Below are 19,898 nucleotides of genomic sequence, written 5' to 3'. Positions count from 1 at the left end.
CCGTAGTGGCTCAGCAGTGGCTCAGCGGCCGGTGAACCGCGGCTCGCGCCGCTCGGCGAAGGCGGCCCGGCCCTCGGCGGCGTCCTCCGTGGCGAAGCACACCGTCTGCAGGTCGCGCTCGTACTGGATGGCCTGCTGCAGCGGCATGCTGTGCGCCGCCCGCAGATTGGCCTTGGCGGTCTGCGCGGCGATCGGCGCCCGGGCGGCGATCCGCCCGGCCAGCGCGACCGCCTCCGGCAGCAGCTCGGCGTCCGGGACGACGCGGCTGACCAGACCCCAGGCCAGCGCCTGCGCCGCATCGATCGGGTCGCCGGTGAGCAGCATCAGCGCGGCGTTGGACGCGCCGATGCTGTGCGCCAGCAGCGCCGCCTGCCCGCTGCCGCCGATCCAGCCCAGCTTGATCTCCGGGGCGGCGAACCGCGCCGACTCCCCCGCGATCCGGATGTCGCAGGACAGCGCCAGCTCCAGCCCGCCGCCGAGGGCGTGGCCCCCGACGGCGGCGATGAGCGGCGTGCGCAACTCCCGCACCACATCCCCGTAGTCGAGCCGGTTGCGGAAGGCCCACGGGGTCTCGTACGCGTCGAGACCCGCGATGTCGCTGCCGGCACAGAAGGCCCGCTCCCCCGCGCCGGCCAGGACGACGGCTCGCACGGCGGCGTCCGCGTCCAGGCCGGCCAGGGTGCGGCGCAGCTCGTCCGCCATCTTTGGGGTGAGGGCGTTGAGCTTCTCCGGCCGGTCGAGGGTCACGACCGCGACCGGCCCCTGCGTCTCGCAGCGGATGCGCCCGCTCATTCCGAGGTCACTCCCCGTCCTTGGCGGACTTCGGCTTCGGGTACGGGAAGGCGTCGGTCACACCGATCTTGTCGTACTCCATCCGCGAGGCGTCGAAGCCGTCCTCCCAGTTAGCGTTCTTGACCTGGTTGCACTGATAGCTCTGGTACTTGTCGTCGGTGACCTTGCCGACCTCGATGTCGGTGAAGCTGAAGCCGCAGCCGCCGGCGTCCATGTGCACGCCGCGGGTGCCGCTGTCCGGCATCGAGGGGTCGGGAATGACGTCGCCGATGACGACCTGGCGGACGTGGTTGTCGACCGGGTGCGGCTCCTCGTTCTCGACGCCGTACGTGTAGAAGGCGCCCATGTCGCCGCTGTCCAGGCCGGCTTCGTTGATGCGCAGGTACTCGAAGGTGTTCTCGCGGGCGTAGTTGTCCTCCGCCTTGACCTCCGGGCGCACCTCGAGGCTGATGCCGTAGCGGGCGGAGTGCTCGATGACGCTGTGGCTGACGGTGTTGTGTCCGGTGTCCATCAGCTCGACGCCGGCGGCGTCGCCCGGCACCAGCTCCCCGAAGTGGGAGATGTAGTTGTTGGTGAACAGGTGGCCCTTGGAGGTGTCGCCCTCCCCCGGATACGGGCCCTCGACCTTGATGCCGTCGGCGCCGATGTTCTCCAGCAGGCTGTTCTTGACCGTCAGGCCCTCATTGGCGAAGAGCGCGTAGACGGCGTGATAGCCGGTGTCGGAGATGTGCATCCCGGTCAGTGTGATGTCCTTGCTGTTGGTCACCGTCACCGCACCGAAGCGATTGCGGTGCATCTCGATCTGCCGGTCGTACATCGGGTACTTGTGCTCGAAGCCGGAGTCGCCGTCATCGACCCAGCCGAACCGGTACCACTCCAGGTAGTCGCTGTACTGGAGCGCGAGGCCGTCGAAGGTGATGTCGCGCACCCGGTGCCGCTCGCTGCTGCCGGCGATGTCGAGCAGCTTCGTGGTCGTGGGCGCCAGCACCTTGGCGTCCTTGATGTCGCCGCGGGGCTTGTAGTAGAGCTGGCCCTTCTCCTTGTCCAGGTAGTACTCACCGGCCTGGTCGAGGAAGGCGAGGGAGTCCTGGAGGAAGTACCGGGATCCGCTGCGGCTGTTCATCATGGCGTAGCGGGTCTGGTACTCGAGGGAGATCTGGCCCTCCTCGAGGTTCACGTCCTTGATCGGCACGGTGTCCGTGAACCAGCTCCAGCTGCCGCCGGACCAGATCGTCACCGTGGCCTTGGCCAGGTCCTCCGGGTCCCACTTCGGGTCCATGTCCCCGGGCTTGGCCCACAGCCAGCGGCGCACCGCCTCTTTCTCCGGCTCGGGGATGGTGGAGATCAGATACGGGGCCCACTCGGTGTCGGTGCGACGGTTGGGGAAGCGGGCGGTGGTGGCGCGCTTGCCGTCCTCGAAGAGGGTGTAGAAGGAGGCGTCCTTGCCGACGTCGGCCCGGTAGATGCCGTCCTTGTACTCCTGCCAGCCGGAGACCGGCTTCGCCCCGGTGATACGGGCCTTGCCGGGCCCGTCGTAGCTGCGGTAGACCACCTGGTGGCCGCCGGACCCGGAGTCGCGCTCGTCGAACTCGACGGCCTTGTCCACCGGGTAGTCGCCCGCCCGCAGGTTCACGACGACGTCGCAGGCCATGTCCTTGGTCAGGCCGTCCGCGCGGAGCTGGTCGCGGGCGTGCGCGACGGTCCGCCAGGCGTCGTCCTTGGTGCCCTCGCCGCGGTCGCTGCCGTCGGGTGCGACGAAGAACTCCTTCGGGTCGCAGCCGTCGGCGCTGTTCGCCTGGGGCAGGGTGGCGCCGCCGAGCAGCAGCGCGCCGGCGGCCGCCAGCAGTAACGGGGTCCGGGTTCTGCGGTACTTGCGGAACACACGATCTCCTTGCTCGTCGGGCGTGCGGGTGTCTGGGGGTCAGCCGGCGCCGTCGCCGCGCCAGCGCTCGTACTCGGCACGGGTGTCGGGGGTCAGCGGGTAGTAGTCGGTGAGCGCACCCCCCTCCTCGATCCGGCTGCGGCTGAAGCGCTCCCACTGCTCGTGCTCGCGGGCGGCGGCGATCACGTCCGCGGCCCGCTGCCGGGGCACCACCACGGGTCCGTCGTCGTCGGCGACCACCAGGTCGCCGGGCAGCACGAGGGCGCCGCCGCAGGCCACCGGCACGTCGTAGGCCCACGGGAACAGCTCGGCCTGGGAGGCGTAGTGCGGGGTGACGCCGGTGGACCAGATGGGCAGGCCGGTCTCCCGCACCCGGGGCGCGTCGCGGATGCAGCCGTCGACGACGATTCCGGCGCCGCCCTTGCGCTGGAAGTAGCGCACCAGCATGTCGCCGAAGCAGCCGGTGTGGCTGCTGCCGTACGCCTGCACCACGAGCACGTCGCCGGGCTCCACCGCCTCCAGCACCGCCCACAGCGCGGTGTGCCGCTCCACGTACTCCTGGCCGAGGCCGGAGGCGACGTCCTCGCGCTGCGGCATGAACTGCAGGGTGCGCGCCCGTCCGGCGATCTTCTGCCCGGCCGCCAGGGGGCGCGGTCCGGACATGAACGTGCGGCGGATGCCCTGCCCGTGCAGCTTCGCGCAGGCGGTCGCCGACGAGACGGCGGTCAGCCGCTCGACGAGCTCGGGGTCCGCGCTGCCGGGCTGCTTGCCGCGTACCGGCAGCTCCCACACGGTCTCGTCCTCCACTGAATCTCCTCACATCGTCGGGGTCATGCGGTGCGGTGAGCGGCCTGGTAGGCGCGGGGGGTCAGGTTCAGGTGCAGCCGGATGCGGCGCCCGGGCGGCAGCTCGACCTCCAGGCGCGGCCCGGCCACGCGCAGTTCGCGCGTGGTCGTGGCGGGCGTCGGGGCGGAGTAGGCGCGCGGGTTGCCGGGGTAGCCGGGCGCGGCCTCGTCGAGCACGGCGGAGTCGATGCGGTGCTCGCCGAGTGATCCGGCGCAGACCGCGACCCGGCGGGTGCCGGTGAGTCCGGTGTGCAGCAGCTGCAGGGTTACGTGGCCTGGGCCGGCCTCCTCGACCAGCGCGGCGACGTCGGCGGGCAGTCCCGGCCGGCCGCGCAGGGTGTCGCGGTAGGCGATGCGCAGGGGCAGCAGGCCGCCGTTGTAGAGGACCTGCGGCGTGCCCGCGGTCAGCTGCAGTAGCGCCTCGGTGACCACCGGGTTGTGCCGCTGCCAGTGGTGGATGTCCAGGGTCTCGGGCGTGCTGGTGTCGGCGTCGATGAGCGCCATCCGCCGCTCGACCTGGGCGAGGGCGACGCGCAGGACGGCCTCGGGGTAGCCGGGGTTCTCGCCGCGCAGATACTCCAGCCAGGGCGCCTCGTGCCCGGCCTCCTCCTTGTTGCGGAAGTCGCGCACGGTGCGCCAGTCGTAGCCGGCGCCCTTGCGGAGGGCCTCGACGCGCTCGCCGTCCGCGGCATCCGTGCTCGCCTGCCACAGCCACAGCGGCAGGCCGAGCTGGGGCGGCTGGTAGTCGAACCAGCCGCCGTCCGCATGCCGGTTGGGCACCAGCATCGTCGGCCGGCCCGCGTCCTCGCCCAGCTCCGCCAGCCAGCGGTCGCTGATGCTCATCTCCGTCTCGGTGACGGCCGCGTGCCGCGCGTGCCGGGCGACGAGGTCCAGCGGGCCGCGGCCGATGGCCAGGCGCTCGTCCGTGCCGGTGAGCAGCACGGTGTTGACCGCGGCGATCACGGCGGCGGCGCCGACGCTGTAGATGCCGTGCGGCCAGGCCCAGCCGTAGTTGCCGCCGTACCAGCGCCCGCCGTGCAGCTCGCCCACCCGGCCGGACGGTCCGACATTGTCGGGGAGGATGCCGTCGCCTGCGGCGGCCCGTTGCTGCCAGGCGTCGGTGTACGCCAGCGCCCAGTCGCGGTAGCGGTCGTCGTGGCCGTACAGCCAGGCGTTGGTGGCGAGGCTCGTGGCGGCGAGGTTCACGGCGGCGTCGCCGCGGCCGAGGCGTTCGGTCATGGCGGCGCCCATCCGGGCGGCGTTGCCGGGGTCCTCGAGGTCCGCCCAGTCCGTCATGCCGGGCAGGTCGCGCAGCGGCAGGCCGTACGGGCGCATCGAGGCCAAGTCGGCGCCGTACGAGGCCCATTCCTCGTTGACGCCGTAGCGGGGGCCGCCGGCGCCGTTGTGCGGGGCGCGGATGATCCGGGCCGCCGGGTCGTAGTTGCCGGTCGATGAGTCCGGCAGATACAGGTCGGCGAAGCGGTGGGCGCGGCGCTCGAAGTCGGCGTCGCCCGGGTCGGCGGCGCAGATGCCGTAGAACAGCAGCAGGGACTCGCCCATGTGGAACCAGTCGTAGCCGCGCTCGAATTCGTCGATGACGTAGCCCGCCTCGGTGAGCTGGGCGGTGACGCCGTGCCAGTGGTGCTTGGCGGCGCCGAGGAGGTCGTCGGCGCCGCCGAGCTGGTACAGGACGGGCCAGTTGAAGAACGCCTCGTAGAAGTCGTCGGCGCCGTCCCGGCTGGCGAGCGGGCCCGCGTAGCGCAGCGAGCCGTCCGGGGCGCAGTAGCGGTCGGCGAAGGTGCGCCATGCCTCGTCGAGCGCGTCGAAGAGCCGGCGCTGCAGTATGGCCCAGGCGGGCGGCGGCCCGGTGGGCACGGTGGCGGTGACGCGGGGCGGGGTCGGTGTGGTCATGGTCATCAGCCCTTCGACGCCCCGGCCGTGAGGCCGCTGATGATGTGCCGCTGCATGAAGACGAAGAAGACGAGCAGCGGTGCGATGGCCACCAGGAGGGTGGGGAAGACGACGGTGTAGTCGGTCTGGTACTGGCTGACCGCCGCGTACACGCCGGTGGTGACGGTGTAGAGGCCGCTGCCGGGGCCGAGGATGATCTGCGGGTTCACGAAGTCGTTCCACACCGAGAAGGTGTTGAGGATGACCATGGTGGCGACCACCGGGCGCATCAGCGGGAAGATGATGCGCCAGAAGGTGCGGATCCGTCCGGCGCCGTCGACGGCCGCCGCCTGGTCCAGCTCCCGCGGGATGGTGGCGATGTAGCCGGCGTACAGGAAGATCGAGAACGGCAGGGTGAGCACCGTCTCGAAGAGCACGAAGCCGCGGATGGTGCCCATGAGGCCGAGCGTCTTGAGCACGTACACGACCGGGATCACCAGCACCTGGCTGGGGATGAAGGTGCCGGCCAGGAAGAAGAGCATCAGCGCGCGGTAGCGGCGCTTGGCGCTGCGGGCGATGACGTAGGCGGCCGGGCCGGCGAGCGCGATGGAGAGGACATTGACGCAGACGACGAAGAGCAGGGTCACGCCGTAGCCGCGCATGATGTTGAACTGCTTGTTCTCGAAGACCTTCTGCAGGTACGAGAAGTCCGGCCCGCCCGCCGGGAGTCCGAACGGACTGGTGAGGATTTCCTGCTGCGACTTGAAGGCGTTGACGACGAGGACGTAGAGCGGGATGAGCATCAGCACCGCGACGGCGGTGAGGAAGCCGGTCCGCAGCCATCGGCGGCGGCGCCCGGGAGGCCCGGTCCGCGTCCGGCGCGGCGCGCGAGGGGTGATCGCGCCGGCACCGGCCTCGGTAGCCGCCGGGGCCGCCCGCTCGGGCGCGGCAGGCTCGCTGTGCAGGGTCATGAGAACACCGCCATCTCTCCGCGCCGCCGCAGCCGGGTGACGGCCAGGGCCAGCAGTGCCGTGACGAGCATGAGCACCACCGACTGCGCGGAGCCGTAGCCGAGCCGGCCGTCGTGGAAGGAGTCCCAGAGGATGAGGTAGGCGATCGTCTGGGTGTGACCGCCGGGTCCGCCGGCGGTGAGTGACACCACGAGGTCGTAGGTCTTGAGCAGCGTGACCAGGGACAGCACCAGGTTGATGGTCACGGAGGGGCCGAGCGCGGGCAGGGTGACGTGCCGGAAGGCCTGCCACCTGGTGGCGCCGTCGATGCGCGCGGCCTCGATCAGCGAGTGCGGTACGGCCTGCAGCCCCGCCAGGTAGAGCACCACGTTGACGCCGAAGGCCGCCCAGATGACGACCGCGATCATGGTGGCCAGCGCCCAGTCGGGGTCGGAGAGGAACGGCAGCACCTCGCCGCCCTTGGAGGTGACGAAGCTGTTGACGGCGCCCGTGGTGCCCAGGATCGCGCTCCACAGGAAGCCGACGACCAGGGCGCTGAGCACGTGCGGATAGAACATCACCATGCGGAAGAAGGAGTTCGCCCGCGAGGTGCCGTTGAGCAGCAGCGCGAAGCCGAGGCCCAGGACATTGAGCCCGAGCGTCCCGGCCGCCGCCAGCAGGAAGGTGACGGTGACCGCGCGGCGCAGCGCCGGATCGCCGGCCAGGTCGGCGTAGTTGGCCGCGCCGACGACCTCCGGCTGGGCGCTGTAGCCGTCCCAGTCGGTGAGGCTGAGGTAGCAGGCCAGGCCGACGGGGACGACCAGCATGACGGTGTAGAGGGCGGTGGCGGGACCCGCCATGAGCAGGGACGTCAGTCCGTCCCGTCTCCTGGCGAGGGTGCGTGTGCTCGGCATCGGCAGCCTTCCGGGTCAGGAGTGGGATTCGACCCAGCGGTCCACCGCTTCGGCCACGTCCTTGGGCGAGCGGCCGGTGTACAGCCCCTGCACCTCGGTGTTGAAGGCCGCGTTGAAGCCGCGCGGCAGGGTGTCGTCGCCGTATCCCTCGCCCTGCGCCACGCCGGCCGGGGCGGCCTCGAGGATCTGCTGCACCTGCTTCTCCAGCGGCGTGAACTTCCGGTCGAAGCCGCGGCGGAAGTTGCCGTCCTGGCGCAGCTGCGCTGCCAGGGCCTTCTTGTCGGTGACCAGGTACTCGACGAGGTCGAGCGCGAGCTGCCGCTTCTTGGCGTCCTTGAGGATCAGGTACGGGGCGGCCATCGTGGCGCCCTGCGGCCCCGGATGGTCCTGGCCCTCGGCGACCGGGGCCGGGAAGACGCCGACCTCGAAGTCCTTCTCGGCGGCGGCCTCGGAGGCGGTGAACCAGCTGCCCATCACGTACATGGCGGACTTGCCGCCGAGGAAGCCGGTCTCGCCGTCGGCGTTCTTCAGGCCCATCGCGTTCTTGTCGAGGTAGCCCTTCTCCAGCCAGCTGTCGTAGAGCTCGAGATACGGCAGCATCGACTCGCCGGCCTTGAGCTTGCCGTCGCCGATGTCGCGGTGCCAGTGCGGGTGCCGCTGGGCGAGGGAGGGGTCGGAGAGCTGCAGCAGCTGCAGCCCGGTGACGAACTCGCCCGAGGTCTGCAGCGGCAGGTAGCCGGCCTTCTTCAGCTTGCCCATGGCCGCGGTGAGTTCGTCGAGGGTGGTGGGCGGCTGGTCGATGCCGGCCTTCGCGAAGGCGTCCTTGTTGTAGTAGACGAGGGACTGGGCCTGTTCGCCGATGCCGACGTTGTAGATCTTGCCCTTCAGCGCCGCCTGCTTGGCGAGCGGCGCCTTCTTCGCCCATGGCTGGTCGGTCAGTTCGAGCATCTTGGGCGCCAGCGCCTCGTCCACCATGAGCGTCTCGACCACGTCCGGGGCGTCGCCGGCGGCGAGCTGCTGCTGCAGGGTGTCCGCGACGCCCTTGCCGGTCGGCGCCTCGATCTTGACGTCGACGCCGTCGCGCTTCTCCTCGAAGGGCTTGACCAGCTTGTCCCAGTACTCCTGGGTCAGGTTCGGGGTGATGTTGACGAGCATGCGGATGGTGCCGCCGTCGCCGGAGTCCGAGGAGGCGTCCTCGGAGAAGCCGCCGGATCCACACCCCGCGAGGGCGGCGGTCAGCAATGCCGCGGCCGCACCCGCCCACACTCGTTCCGTCCGCCGAAGACGCATGTCTTCCTCCTTGGCGAGCACGTCTGATCACGGTTTACTGGGTCAGTAATCGAGCAACGATTAAGTTAATATGTTCGTGACAGGCCAGCGTCAAGTCGCCTGTCATGAAAGATAAGTTGATGACAGGAGCCGGATCGCATACGAAAGTGATTCAGAAGTCCGCATGACTTACGGAGGGGGCCGAGCTCGTGGACATGCCTGATACGCGGCAGTTCCCGCGGCTCAGCGACGAGGACCGGACGGCGCTGCGCGAATGGTCCGACCGGCCGCCGGAGACGCTCCGGCTGCGCAGCCGGATCATCCTCGCCTGTGCCGAGGGCCTGGCGAACGCCGAGGTCGCCAAGCGGCTGCAGGTCAGCCCGGCCACCGTCGCCAAGTGGCGGGAGCGCTATCTGAGTCACGGCATCTCCGGCCTCGGCGACGCGCCGCGCTCAGGCCGCCCGCGCACCAGCAGCCGGCATGACGCGGAGCAGCAGATCGCGCGGCTGGTCGAGCAGGCCAGGGACGGCGGCCCGGTGCCGTCCACCCGCGCCCTGGCCCGCACCCTGGGCCTGTCCCAGTCCACCGTCGCCCGCATCTGGCAGGAGCAGCAGCGCCGGCTGCCGCCGCCACCCGCGCCGCCGCGCGCCGCGGTCCCGCCGGCCGCCCCCGCCGTCGAGATGCCGGGCTCCGATCACGTCCCCCGCCGGCTGCTCTCCGACCACGTCTACGGGCTGCTGCGCAGCTGGATCGTCGGCGGCGAACTCGCCCCGGGCCAGCGGCTCGTCGAGGCCGAGGTCGCCAAGCGCGTCGGCACCAGCCAGGCGCCGGCCCGCGAGGCGATCAAGCGGCTGGCGCACGAGGGCCTGGTGAGCTCCCAGCCGCACCGGGGCACCTACGTCGCGCACGTCTCCGAGCGGCAGGCCCAGGAAGTCCGCGACATCCGGGTGATGTTCGAGGAGTACGCGGCCCGCCGGGCCACCGGCCGGCTCACCCCCGAGCAGCTGCGCCTGCTCGGCGACGACGTGGACCGGCTGCGGCGGTGCGCGGAGACCGGCGACATCGGCGCCTTCCGGGAGGCCGACATGTCCTTCCACCGGCATGTGTGCGAGGCCGCCGGCAACTCCGCGCTGACCCGGCTGTGGCAGATGATCGAGTCCAGCATGTGGGGCCTGCACGTGGTCGGCAATCCGCTCTACGTCGGCGACTGGGGCGCCATGGCGGAGTACCACGCGGAACTGGTGGCGGCCCTGGAGCACGGCGACCCCGACACCGCGGGGCCGATGTTCGCCGCGCACGCCGCCGGCGAGGCGTCCCGCTACCACCGCGAGCACCCCGCCCCCGGACCGCGAGGAGACCTTCCATGAGCAGACCCACGCGCAGGACCGCGTTACGGCTCGGCGCCCTGGCGGCCGCTGCCGTCCCGCTCGCCGGTGCCACGGCCGCGGCGGCCACGGAACCGCACTTCCCGGTCACCGACTATGGCGCCGCAGGCAACGGCAGCACCGACTGCACGGCCGCCTTCCGCGCCGCGATCGAGGCCTGCCACGCCGCCGGCGGCGGCCGCGTCCTGGTCCCCGCCGGCCGCTGGGCCACCGGCGCGATACGCCTGCTCAGCGGCGTGGACCTGCACCTAGCCGAGGGCGCCACGGTGCTGTTCAGCACCGACCCGGCCGCCTATCTCCCGTCCGTACGCACCCGCTGGCAGGGCATCGAGGTCCACAACTACTCCCCGCTGATCTACGCATACGAGGCCCACGACATCGCCGTCACCGGCCGCGGCGTGCTCGACGCCCAGGGCGACAACCAGCACTGGTGGCCGTGGAAGGGCTCCGGACAGTTCGGCTGGGAGCCCGGCATGCCGCACGAGCGCGACGACTGGGAGCTGCTGCAGCGCTGGGGCGCCGAGGGCGTCCCAGTGGCCGACCGGGTCCTGGGCGCGGGCCACTACCTGCGCCCGAGCTTCATCCAGCCGCACTCCTGCCGCAACGTCCTCATCGAGGGCGTGACCCTGCGCAACTCCCCGTTCTGGAACATCCACCCGGTCCTCAGCCGGGACATCACCGTCCGCGACGTCACCATCGCCTGCCACGGCCCGAACAGCGACGGCTGCAACCCCGACTCGTGCGAGAACGTCGCCATCCGCCGCGTCACCTTCGCCACCGACGACGACTGCATCGCCATCAAGTCCGGGCGCGACCAGGACGGATGGCGGGTCGGCGTCCCCTCCCGGCACATCCTGATCGAGGACTGCGTCTACCTCAGCGGCGGCGCGGCCGTGGCGATCGGCAGCGAGATGAGCGGCGGCGTATCGGACGTACTGGCCAGGCGGCTGCACCTACCCCTTGATCCGGAGCTGGACGAGGCGTCCGTAGGCTGGATCCTCAACGTCAAGTCCACGCCCACCCGAGGCGGTTACGTGCGCGACATCCGGGTCACCGATGTGACCGCGCCGGGCTGGACCTACGTCCCCTTCGAGGTGACCTTCCAGTACGCCGGCGGCACCGGCGGCGAGCACTTCGCCGAGGTCTCCCGGCTGTCGGCGGCGCGCTGGTCGGTTCCGGGAGCGTGCGAGTACCCCGTGCGCATCCGGGCCCGCCCGCAGGCGCCCGTACGCGACGTGCGGCTGTCAGAACTCGCCTTCGGCGCCGCCGCGCAGGACATCCACCTCGAATCCGTAACGGATCTATCGCTGCACGACGTGACCGTCAACGGCAAACCCCAGGAGGCCTGAAACATGGCAGCAAGCACGGAACCCGCCCGCGCCGTCGTGGTGGGCACCGGCTCACGCGCCCAGATGTTCACCACCGCACTCGCCCGCCGCCCGCACCTGACGGTGGCGGCGCTGTGCGACCCCAACCCCGCCAGGATCGCCCACCACCAGCGGCTGCTGGCCGAGGCCGGCGAGCCGGAGGCGGCGGCCTGGACCCCGGACGACTTCGAGCGGCGGCTGCGCACCGAGGACATCCGGGAAGTGGTGGTCACCACCGTGGACTCGCTCCACGACGCCTACATAGTCCCCGCCCTGCGCGCCGGCTGCCGCGTGGTGACGGAGAAGCCGATGACGACGGACGCGCCCCGCTGCCGCCGCATCCTGCAGACGGTCGACGACACCGGCGGCGACCTCGCCGTCGCCTTCAACTACCGCTACAACCCCGTCCACGCCGAGGTCCACCGGCTGCTCGCGGACGGCGCCATCGGCGACGTCCTGTCGGTGCACTTCGAGTGGCTGCTCGACACCCGGCACGGGGCCGACTACTTCCGCCGCTGGCACCGCGAGAAGGACAAGAGCGGCGGCCTGATGGTGCACAAGGCGAGTCACCACTTCGACCTCGTCAACTGGTGGCTCGGCGCCCGCCCGCAGCAGGTCTACGGCCACGGCCGGCTGGCGTTCTACGGCCGCGCCGCCGGCGAGCGCAGCGGCTACCGCCGCGACTACGAACGCGCCCACGGCGCCCCCGAGTCCGACGGCGACCCGTTCGCGCTGCCGCTCGCCGAGAACCCCGCCCTGCGCTCCCTCTACCTCGACGCCGAACCGCACGACGGCTACCTGCGCGACCGCAATGTCTTCGGCGACGACATCACCATCGAGGACGACATGTCGGTGCTGGTGCGCTACGACACCGGGGCCTCCATGACGTACCACCTCACCGCCTACTCCCCCTGGGAGGGCTACCGCGTCGCCTTCAACGGCACCGGCGGCCGCCTCGAGCTTGAGGTCGAGGAGAGCCGCTGGCAGCCGCCCCGGCTGCGCACCTCCTCCGGCAAGGGCGCCATCCACGGCGACAAGGCCATGGCCAACGCGGGCGGCCCACGCATCCTGCTGCGCCGCCTGTGGCAGGAGCCGGAGGAAGTCCCGCTGCCGGAGTACGACCACGCCGGTCACGGCGGCGGCGACGAGCGGATGCTGACGGCGCTGTTTGGCCCCGCCGCCGACGCTCAGCGCACCGAGGACGGCGACGGGAAGCCCGCCACCGCCCTCGACGGCGCCCTGGCCCTGGTTACCGGCCTGGCCGCGAACGAGTCGTTCGCCACGGGCACCGCCGTGGCGACCGACGCGCTCGTGCCGCTGACCGGCTGACCGGCTGACCGGCTGACCGGCTGACCGGCTGACCGGCTGACCGGCTGACCGGCTGACCGGCTGACCGGCTGACCGGCGACGCTACGGCTGGTGGGCGCAGGCCGTGTCCAGGTCCCAGAGAATGACCGACAGCGCATACGGGCTGATGGTGTGGTCGCCGTGGGTGGCGTCCTCCAGCAGCTCCCAGTGCCCGTCCCCGATGACCTGGACACGGTGCCGCACCACCGCCTCATAGGCGCGGTGGCCCACGGCGTTGAAACAGCAGTCGTCGAACCGGTTGAGGATCTGCATCTGCCGCCGGTGCCGCCCCGTCGCCGCCAACGCGTACAGATCGAGGTAGTCGGTCAGCCCGTAGAACGCCGGATGCCGGTCCTTGCGCTGCTCCCAGTCGCCGGTCGTCGGGCTCGGCTTCGGCGGCGCCGGGCGCAGGAAGAACGGCAGCGACCCGGCCGTCGGATAGCTCCGGGTCACCCGGGTGTCGAGCGCCGGATAGACGGTCGCCGCCCAGCCGCCGCCGGACAGCCCGATCATCTGCACCGACGGCGGCTGGTGGGCCGCGACGACATGGTTGAGAGCCACGGCCGGCGGCTCCAGGAAGAAGCGCAGCGTAGAGAAGTCCGCGGTCTCCCACGGCCCGAGGTCGTTGTGCGACTCGACCGTGACCGTACGGGACGAGTCCGCCGGATCGGTCAGCTCCCTGGGATTCCAGTGATAGAGCGGCATCGCGAAAAGCAGCACGGTGTACCCGGCGTCCAGCAGCGCCTGGGCGGTGCGCTGCATCGTGCTCGGCTCCTCGCCATGGCCGTTGTGGTAGAGCGCGACCCGGCCGTGGTCGCTGCTGTGCGGCAGCAGCAGGAAGACGATCGAGCGCAGCCCGTACGGCATCCGCACCGTCAGCCGGTCGATGCGCCGCACCCCGGTGAAGCCGGGCAGCTCGGGCGCCTCGACGCCCTCGGCCACATCCGGCAGCGCCCCGGGCAGCCGCCCGTCCGCGGACTTCCACACCTCCCGTACCAGCGCGGCACGCAGCGCGTCGGCGTCGGTCTCGGTGTGGACCTTCATCAGCTCCTCGACATCGACGCCGACCACCTCCTGCGGCAGCGTCTTGTACGTGAGCGGGTGCGCGGCGGCCACCTCGGCGTTGACCGGGGCCACCGGGCGGGCCCGGGCCGGCGTGCTGCCGACGGGGGCCGCGGCGGCGTGGGTCGCCGCGGGCAGTGCGCCGACGGCGGTCGCGGTGCCGAGGGCACCCAGGAGGGTTCTGCGGGACAGCGTGGACATGGGCGTAACTCACCTGCCGGGGAAGGTCGTCGGGATGCTGAGGTCACTCGGAGGTGCGCGGGTCCCAGCCGTCGAGCAGCGTGCCGGGGTCCCGCCATTTGGCCGCCTCCGCGGCGGCGAGCTGCCGGGAGCAGGGCAGCCGGCCGGAGACGTCGAGCGCGTGGCCGTCGAGATCGGTGCTGCCGTGCTCCCAGAACCGCAGCCGCTCGCCCGCCGCGCAGTCGAAGCCGGTCAGCCCCCACCCGACGGCGTCGATGTGCGCGTCCATCGGCGAGTCCAGGAACACCACCTGGCTGCCGGGGAAGCGGCTGTCGATCCGGCCGAGCAGCACGCTCCCGTCGGGGACGTCGGCGGCGCGGGTCAGCCGCGTCCGGAGGAAGACGTTGCCGGGCCCGTCGTCGGCATTACGGATCTGGCTGACGTATCCGGTGCCGAGCGACTTCAGCTCGGAGTCCTGGACGAAGACGCCGCCGGTCCCCCACACGAAGTCCACGTCGCCCTCGACATAGCTGTCGGTGACGAACGCCCGCCCCTGCAGCCGCAGGCTGTCCTGATAGCTGAGCACCCGCACCCGCTCCAGCACGATCCGGTCGCCGTTGCCGCGGAACGCCTCGGCCTGGGAGCCGCCCTTGGGCGTCGTGTTGTGAATGGTGGCGTCCGCCAGCCGGAAGTCGTCGGCGTCGACGCCGAAGGCCGCGCGCCAGCAATTGAAGCGATCGGGCTGCGGCAGCACCCGGCGCGGGCAGTAGCTCTGCCGGGCCGGTACGTCGGACATGGCGGCGTCGCCGTTGAGCACGCTGTTGTTGGGATAGCCGATGACGGTACGGCCGGCGCCGCTGCCGCGGACCGACAGGTGCGGCTTGGTCTGCGGGACGTAGACGATCTCGCGATACGTCCCGGGCCCGACGTCGATGCGGACGTCCTGGGTGTTGTGCTGCGGCACGAAGTCGACGGCGCCCTGCACGGTGCAGAAGTCCCCGCCGCCGCCCTGGTCGACGGTCAGCCGGGAGGCGCCGGCCGCGGGGTGGTCCCTGGTGCGGAAACGCCAGGTCTGCGGGTCGTCGATGGCCGGCTCGCCGCGGAAGAAGCCCTCGTCGACGGTGACGTAGTACTCCTGCCGCGGGTCCAGCGGGTAGTGGAGGTGGACGGAGGCGGTGCGACCGTCGAGCACCACCGGCTCGTAGAACCAGCGGTGCACCTCGCCGTAGTCGGTGAGCGCACCGCCGATGCTCTTCTGATACGTGCCGGGGTCGGCCAGATCCACGACGTCCACGAGGGTGCCGTCGGCGTGATGCACCTGCAACTGGCCGCTGGTGCCGAGCTGTACGTTCCGGTCGAAGGTCATCCGCAGCGGGGTGTCGGTGCAGACCGCCTCGTCGAGACCCTGCGGCTGCAGCACCGGCGCGCTCCGCGCCTGCGCAGTAGGAGCGCCGACGAGCAGCGCCGCGAGGGCGCAGAGAACCGCGACGAGGGCCGGCAGTGACCGTAACTGGCGCATGGGACGGGCTCCTTACGTGGGCGCCGCGCTGCTAGCATGCGGGTGGCATTCCTCTGGTATGCCAGGCATGGAAGCACAGTGACGCGTCCATGACCACCCTTCGGCGGGAGTCCGCGATGACGCAGCCAGCGAGTCCGCAGGTGGATGAGCCGCTCCCGGTCGTCCTCGCGGGCGCCCATGGCTACGGCCGCCTGCACCGGGACAACCTGGCCCGGCTGACGGCCGCCGGGCAGGTCCGGGTGGTCGGCGTATGCGACCCGAAGCCGCTCGCGGGCGAGGAGCTCGCGGCCCTCGGCGGACCGCCCCAATCCCCCGACCTGGCAAAGCTCCTGGAGCAGACCCGCCCCACGATCACGATCGTCAGCACGCCCATCCACACCCACGTCGGCCTCGCCCTCACCGCCGTACGGGCCGGGTCGCACGTGCTGCTGGAGAAGCCGCCCGCGCCGTCGCTGGCCGGCTTCAGGCAGCTCACCACCGCGTTCAAGGAGCACGGCCGGGTCTGCCAGGTCGGCTTCCAGTCGTGCGGCTCCGCGGCCCTGGAGGCGGTCCGGCGGCTGGTGGCCGACGGCGCGATCGGGCGGGTGCGCGGCATCGGTGCGGCCGGGGCGTGGGTGCGCGACGGCCGGTACTACGCGCGCGCTCCCTGGGCCGGACGGCGCCGGCTGGGGGCCGGGGAGGTGGTCGACGGCGTGCTCACCAACCCCCTCGCCCACGCGGTGGCCACCGCGCTGCGGCTCGACGGCAGCGACCGCGAGGAGGACGTCGCCACGGTGGAACCGGAGCTCTACCGGGCCCACGACATCGAGGCGGACGACACCGCCTGCGTACGGATCGGCACCACCCGCGGCACGACGGTCACCGTCGCCGCCACACTCTGCGCCGAGCGCAACTCGCCGCCGTATGTGGTGGTGCACGGCGACCGGGGCCGGATCACGCTCCGCTACACCGACGACCAGGTGCTGCTGGAGCGCGACGGCCACCCGCCGGAGGAGAGCGTCCATCCGCGCACCGACCTGCTGGAGAATCTCGTCGCCCACCTCGGGCACGGCAGCGCGCTGCTGAGCCCGCTGGAGCGCAGCGGGGGCTTCATGCGCGTGGTCGAGGAGATCCGCACGGCGCCGGAACCGACGCCGCTGCCACCGGAGTTCTGGCGTACCGACACCTCGGGGGCCGCTCCTCGCCGCGTGATCCCGGGCATCAGCGCCCTGGTCGAGGCGAGCGCGGCACGGCTGTCCCTGTTCTCCGAGCTGGACGCCCCCTGGGCGGCGCGCGGGAGACCCCGCACCGTACACATCGCCGGTGACTCCACCGCCGCCGCCAAACCCGCCTCCGCCGCTCCGATGGCCGGCTGGGGCATGGCGCTCCCCCTCTTCCTCGGGCGCGACCTCGCGGTGGCCAACCACGCCCGCGATGGCCGCAGTTCGTTGAGCTTTCTGGCGGAGGGACGTCTCGACGCGCTGGTCGACACGCTGCGGCCGGGCGACCTGGTGCTGATCCAGTTCGGGCACAACGACCAGAAGGCGGAAGACCCCACCCGCTACACGGACCCCGCCACCACCTACCGCCACCACCTCCTGCGCCTAGTCGCGGCCGTACGCGCCGCCCGCGCGGTGCCGGTGCTGCTCACCCCGGTCGAGCGCCGCAGCTTCGGCCCCGACGGCAGCGCGCAGCAAACGCACGGCCCCTACGCGGAGACGGCGCGCTCCGTAGCTGCCGAGGAGCAGGTGGCGCTGATCGACGTACAGGCCGCCAGCCACGCGCTCTGGCAGCAACTGGGCCCCGAGGCAAGCAAGGACGCCTTCCTGTGGCTCGGCCCCGGCGACCACCCCAACCACCCCCGCGGCGCCCAGGACGACACCCACGTCCGGTCGCGCGGCGCCATCGAGATCGCCCGCCTCGTGGCGCGGGGCCTGCGGGCGGCGGGCCTCCTGGCCCCCGCGGACGTACGCCGGCTGGAGGACGAGGACATACCCGAGTCCGGGCTCACCTGGGAGCAGGAGCCGCCACGGTGAGCGAGGCCTGGCGCGTCGACGCGCACCACCATCTGTGGGATCTCTCCATACGGCACCAGCCCTGGCTCGACGCCCCCGCCCTCGCGCCGATCCGGCGCAGCTACGGGCCGGACGACCTGGCACCGCTGCTACGGGCCACGGGCGTCGGCCGCACCGTCCTCGTACAGACGCAGCCGGCGCCGGAGGAGACCGCGGAACTGCTCGCGCACGCCGCCGCGCCCGGCCCCATCGCGGGTGTCGTCGGGTGGACCGACCTGGCCTCCCCGGCGGTGACCGAGCACCTCACCGCGCTGCGCGAACTGCCCGGCGGCGCCGCCCTGGTCGGCATCCGTCATCCCGTCCAGGCCGAGCCGGACCCGGACTGGCTCACCCGCCCAGCGGTGCTGCGCGGCCTGCGCGCCACCGGCACCGCGAACCTCGCCTTCGACCTCCTCGTCCGCCCCTGGCAACTGCCCACCGCGGTCGCGGCCGTGCGCGCCTGCCCCGGCACCACCTTCGTCCTCAACCACCTGGGCCAGCCACCGGCGGACGACGCGGAGGCGCACCGCGCCTGGGCGCGGTCACTGCGGCAGCTGGCGGACGCCGGGCCGCGGGTCTTCTGCAAACTGTCCGGCCTGCTCACCACCCCCGGCCGTGACGTCAGGACCTGCACGGACACAGCCCTGGAGATCTTCGGCCCGCGGCGCTTGCTGTTCGGCTCCGACTGGCCCGTCTGCCTGCTCACGGCGTCGTACGGCCGGGTGCTCGAGGTCACCGAGCAGCTGTGCGCGGGGCTCTCCCCGCAGGACCGGAGCGAGATCTTCGCGAACGCGGCCTGCCGGGCGTACCGCATGCCGGTCGGCCCGGGCTGGCCCGTCAGTCGATCAGGACGCCGGGGTTGAGGATGTGGTGCGGGTCCAGCGCGCCTTTGGCGGCGCGCAGCGCCAGCGCGAACGGCTCCGGGCGCTGGCGGTCATAGCCCGAGCGGTGGTCGCGGCCGACGGCGTGGTGGTGAGTGATCGTGGCGCGGTGCCGGTGCAGGACATCGTTGGCTACAGCTTTGATGTCATCCCAGATCGCGATCTCGTCGCCGGGGCGTCCGGCCACGGCCACGGTGAAGTAGGGGGCGGCGCCGTCGGGGTACACGTGGGTCAGGCGGCAGTTGAGGGTGGCCGGGTGGCCGGTGGCTTTCGCCGCGGCGGCCCCGACCTCGGTACGGACCGCGTCGATCAGAGCGGGGATGCGGTCCCAGGTGGCCGCGGTCTCGAAGGTCTCGACGACCGCGCCCATGCGGGCCAGGCCGTCCCGGAGATAGGGCATCCGCAGGAACGCCGACCGCCAGGCGCTCACGGCCCCGTCGGCCCCGTCGGCCGCGGCGTCGGAGCCGTCGGTCGGCTCCTCGCTCCGGCCGCCGTAACTGCGGGCCAGGTCCAGGGCGGTCGCGAGGAGGGAGCCGACGGGGGCGGTGGCGGACTCGAAGCCCAGCACCAGAACGGTGGAACCGTCCTGCGAGGCACCGGACATCGCGGCCTCCCCGGGGTCGAGCAGGCGGCAGTTCGCGGGAGCCAGGTCGGACTGGGCGATGGCACGCACCGCCTCCAGCGCGCGGTGGAAGTCGGCGAAGGCCACCGAGGCCGACGCCTTGTGCCGGGGGCGTTCCTGCAGGCGCATCCACGCCTCGGTGATGACGCCGAGGGTGCCCTCGGAACCGAGGAACAGCCGGTCGGGCGAGGGCCCGGCGCCGGAGCCTGGCAGCCGCCAGGATGTGCCCGCCCCGGCGGGGGTGACCACGCGCAGGGACTGCACGAAATCGTCGATGTGCGTGCGGCCGGTGGCGTAGTGGCCTCCGGCCCGGGTGGCCAGCCAGCCGCCGAGGGTGGAGAACTCGAAGCTCTGCGGGAAGTGGCGGAGGGTGAGGCCGTGCGGCCGCAGCTGATCCTCCAGCAGGGGGCCGAGGGCTCCGGCCTGGATGCGGGCGGCACGGCTGTCGGCGTCGATCTCCAGGACCCGGTCCATGGCGGTCAAGTCCAGTGACAGCACGGCTCGGTGGGCGTCGCCCCGGTACTCCACGCCACCGACCACCGACGAGCCGCCACCGAAGGGGACGACGGCGACCCCCTGCTCTCCCGCCCACTCCAGCAGATCGGCCACGTCCTGGTCGCCGGCCGGGCGGGCGACCAGGTCCGGGATCCGGCCGGGCCGGCCGCGCAGGGCCCGCATGACATCGCGGTAGGCCTTTCCCATGGCGTGCGCGGCGCGCGCTTCGGGAGCGGCCGTGACCAGATGCGCCAGGGCGGGCGCAGGCGTGATGACGGGGCGGCCGATGGACAGGTCGGCGACCCGCGGTATCGGCAGCGGGCGGGCCAGGGTGCCCGGCAACAGGGCGCCCAAGGAGATGCATTCGGCGTCGTCGGGGTGGGAGTCGACGTATCCCCAGCCCCACCAGGAACGGGTGCGGGAGGCGCCTGGACGGGTCGTGGTGGCGGGCATGATTGTTGCTCC

At 72.2% G+C, this 19,898-nt stretch carries 15 protein-coding genes and 1 pseudogene; 6 read left to right on the top strand and 10 right to left on the bottom strand.

Going from position 1 to position 19,898, the window contains the following annotated elements; all coding sequences use genetic code 11:
- Positions 1-21: 21 nt before the first annotated feature.
- From G5C51_RS03660 to G5C51_RS03630, 7 genes are read right to left on the bottom strand one after another with little or no spacing between them, the layout of a single operon-like run.
- On the bottom strand, positions 22-792 hold the full coding sequence (locus tag G5C51_RS03660) for an enoyl-CoA hydratase/isomerase family protein (protein WP_165231448.1): 771 nt from the start codon (positions 790-792) through the stop codon (positions 22-24).
- A gap of 7 nt (positions 793-799) precedes the next feature.
- Positions 800-2,674: a right-handed parallel beta-helix repeat-containing protein gene (locus G5C51_RS03655; protein ID WP_165231445.1), complete on the bottom strand. Its 1,875-nt coding sequence runs from the start codon at positions 2,672-2,674 to the stop codon at positions 800-802.
- A gap of 39 nt (positions 2,675-2,713) precedes the next feature.
- Entirely contained in the window at positions 2,714-3,481 is a 768-nt protein-coding gene (locus G5C51_RS03650) for an RraA family protein (protein WP_165231442.1), read from the bottom strand.
- 23 nt (positions 3,482-3,504) lie between these two features.
- Entirely contained in the window at positions 3,505-5,430 is a 1,926-nt protein-coding gene (locus tag G5C51_RS03645) for a DUF8034 domain-containing protein (RefSeq protein ID WP_165231439.1), read from the bottom strand.
- A gap of 5 nt (positions 5,431-5,435) precedes the next feature.
- Positions 5,436-6,380 carry a carbohydrate ABC transporter permease gene (locus tag G5C51_RS03640; protein WP_206313368.1) on the bottom strand — a complete coding sequence of 315 codons (945 nt, stop codon included), beginning with the start codon at positions 6,378-6,380 and terminating at the stop codon, positions 5,436-5,438.
- On the bottom strand, positions 6,377-7,273 hold the full coding sequence (locus tag G5C51_RS03635; protein WP_165231436.1) for a carbohydrate ABC transporter permease: 897 nt from the start codon (positions 7,271-7,273) through the stop codon (positions 6,377-6,379). The genes G5C51_RS03640 and G5C51_RS03635 overlap by 4 nt, the downstream gene beginning before the upstream one ends.
- A 15-nt stretch (positions 7,274-7,288) precedes the next feature.
- Positions 7,289-8,563 (bottom strand): ABC transporter substrate-binding protein, encoded by a 1,275-nt coding sequence (locus G5C51_RS03630; protein ID WP_165231433.1) that lies wholly within the window; start codon positions 8,561-8,563, stop codon positions 7,289-7,291.
- A gap of 194 nt (positions 8,564-8,757) precedes the next feature.
- On the opposite strand from G5C51_RS03630, the gene G5C51_RS03625 reads away from it, so the two are divergent.
- Genes G5C51_RS03625 through G5C51_RS03615 form a run of 3 tightly spaced genes read left to right on the top strand, consistent with a single transcriptional unit; the run spans position 8,758 to position 12,623 of the window.
- Positions 8,758-9,909, top strand: coding sequence for an FCD domain-containing protein (locus G5C51_RS03625; protein WP_165231430.1), 1,152 nt, complete (start codon positions 8,758-8,760; stop codon positions 9,907-9,909).
- Positions 9,906-11,276: a glycoside hydrolase family 28 protein gene (locus G5C51_RS03620; protein WP_165231427.1), complete on the top strand. Its 1,371-nt coding sequence runs from the start codon at positions 9,906-9,908 to the stop codon at positions 11,274-11,276. The genes G5C51_RS03625 and G5C51_RS03620 overlap by 4 nt, the downstream gene beginning before the upstream one ends.
- 3 nt (positions 11,277-11,279) lie before the next feature.
- Positions 11,280-12,623 carry a Gfo/Idh/MocA family protein gene (locus tag G5C51_RS03615; RefSeq protein WP_165231424.1) on the top strand — a complete coding sequence of 448 codons (1,344 nt, stop codon included), beginning with the start codon at positions 11,280-11,282 and terminating at the stop codon, positions 12,621-12,623.
- Positions 12,624-12,704: 81 nt separating this feature from the next.
- Here the strand turns inward: G5C51_RS03615 and G5C51_RS03610 are convergent, their stop codons facing one another.
- A complete protein-coding gene (locus G5C51_RS03610) occupies positions 12,705-13,904 on the bottom strand; it encodes a hypothetical protein (protein ID WP_165231421.1) in 1,200 nt (399 codons plus the stop codon).
- Between the two features lie 43 nt (positions 13,905-13,947).
- Positions 13,948-15,402: a pectinesterase family protein gene (locus tag G5C51_RS03605; RefSeq protein ID WP_165231418.1), complete on the bottom strand. Its 1,455-nt coding sequence runs from the start codon at positions 15,400-15,402 to the stop codon at positions 13,948-13,950.
- Positions 15,403-15,491: 89 nt separating this feature from the next.
- On the opposite strand from G5C51_RS03605, the pseudogene G5C51_RS42815 reads away from it, so the two are divergent.
- The 3 genes and pseudogenes from G5C51_RS42815 to G5C51_RS03595 form a co-directional block, all read left to right on the top strand.
- A pseudogene (locus tag G5C51_RS42815) lies at positions 15,492-16,673 on the top strand (Gfo/Idh/MocA family protein); the annotation flags it as partial.
- Positions 16,653-17,417: a rhamnogalacturonan acetylesterase gene (locus G5C51_RS42810; protein ID WP_276617588.1), complete on the top strand. Its 765-nt coding sequence runs from the start codon at positions 16,653-16,655 to the stop codon at positions 17,415-17,417. The pseudogene G5C51_RS42815 and the gene G5C51_RS42810, both read left to right, overlap by 21 nt.
- Positions 17,414-18,298: an amidohydrolase family protein gene (locus G5C51_RS03595; RefSeq protein WP_165231412.1), complete on the top strand. Its 885-nt coding sequence runs from the start codon at positions 17,414-17,416 to the stop codon at positions 18,296-18,298. Before G5C51_RS42810 ends, G5C51_RS03595 begins: the two co-directional genes overlap by 4 nt.
- Here the strand turns inward: G5C51_RS03595 and G5C51_RS03590 are convergent.
- Positions 18,273-19,886: an FAD-binding oxidoreductase gene (locus tag G5C51_RS03590; RefSeq protein WP_165231409.1), complete on the bottom strand. Its 1,614-nt coding sequence runs from the start codon at positions 19,884-19,886 to the stop codon at positions 18,273-18,275. The two genes, G5C51_RS03595 and G5C51_RS03590, sit on opposite strands and share 26 nt — an antisense overlap.
- Positions 19,887-19,898 lie beyond the last annotated feature (12 nt).

Source organism: Streptomyces coryli (genome assembly GCF_011044975.1).
Taxonomy (GTDB): domain Bacteria; phylum Actinomycetota; class Actinomycetes; order Streptomycetales; family Streptomycetaceae; genus Streptomyces; species Streptomyces coryli.
This window is presented reverse-complemented; position numbering and strand designations above follow the sequence as displayed.

Bases quoted from the DNA above. Each gene is read 5' to 3' on its own strand.
- G5C51_RS03625 (WP_165231430.1), top strand. From the start codon at position 8,758: ATGCCTGATACGCGGCAGTTCCCGCGGCTCAGCGACGAGGACCGGACG.
- G5C51_RS03635 (WP_165231436.1), bottom strand. From the start codon at position 7,273: ATGCCGAGCACACGCACCCTCGCCAGGAGACGGGACGGACTGACGTCC.
- G5C51_RS03620 (WP_165231427.1), top strand. From the start codon at position 9,906: ATGAGCAGACCCACGCGCAGGACCGCGTTACGGCTCGGCGCCCTGGCG.
- G5C51_RS03660 (WP_165231448.1), bottom strand. From the start codon at position 792: ATGAGCGGGCGCATCCGCTGCGAGACGCAGGGGCCGGTCGCGGTCGTG.
- G5C51_RS03610 (WP_165231421.1), bottom strand. From the start codon at position 13,904: ATGTCCACGCTGTCCCGCAGAACCCTCCTGGGTGCCCTCGGCACCGCG.
- G5C51_RS03630 (WP_165231433.1), bottom strand. From the start codon at position 8,563: ATGCGTCTTCGGCGGACGGAACGAGTGTGGGCGGGTGCGGCCGCGGCA.
- G5C51_RS03605 (WP_165231418.1), bottom strand. From the start codon at position 15,402: ATGCGCCAGTTACGGTCACTGCCGGCCCTCGTCGCGGTTCTCTGCGCC.
- G5C51_RS03615 (WP_165231424.1), top strand. From the start codon at position 11,280: ATGGCAGCAAGCACGGAACCCGCCCGCGCCGTCGTGGTGGGCACCGGC.
- G5C51_RS03590 (WP_165231409.1), bottom strand. From the start codon at position 19,886: ATGCCCGCCACCACGACCCGTCCAGGCGCCTCCCGCACCCGTTCCTGG.
- G5C51_RS03640 (WP_206313368.1), bottom strand. From the start codon at position 6,380: ATGACCCTGCACAGCGAGCCTGCCGCGCCCGAGCGGGCGGCCCCGGCG.
- G5C51_RS03645 (WP_165231439.1), bottom strand. From the start codon at position 5,430: ATGACCACACCGACCCCGCCCCGCGTCACCGCCACCGTGCCCACCGGG.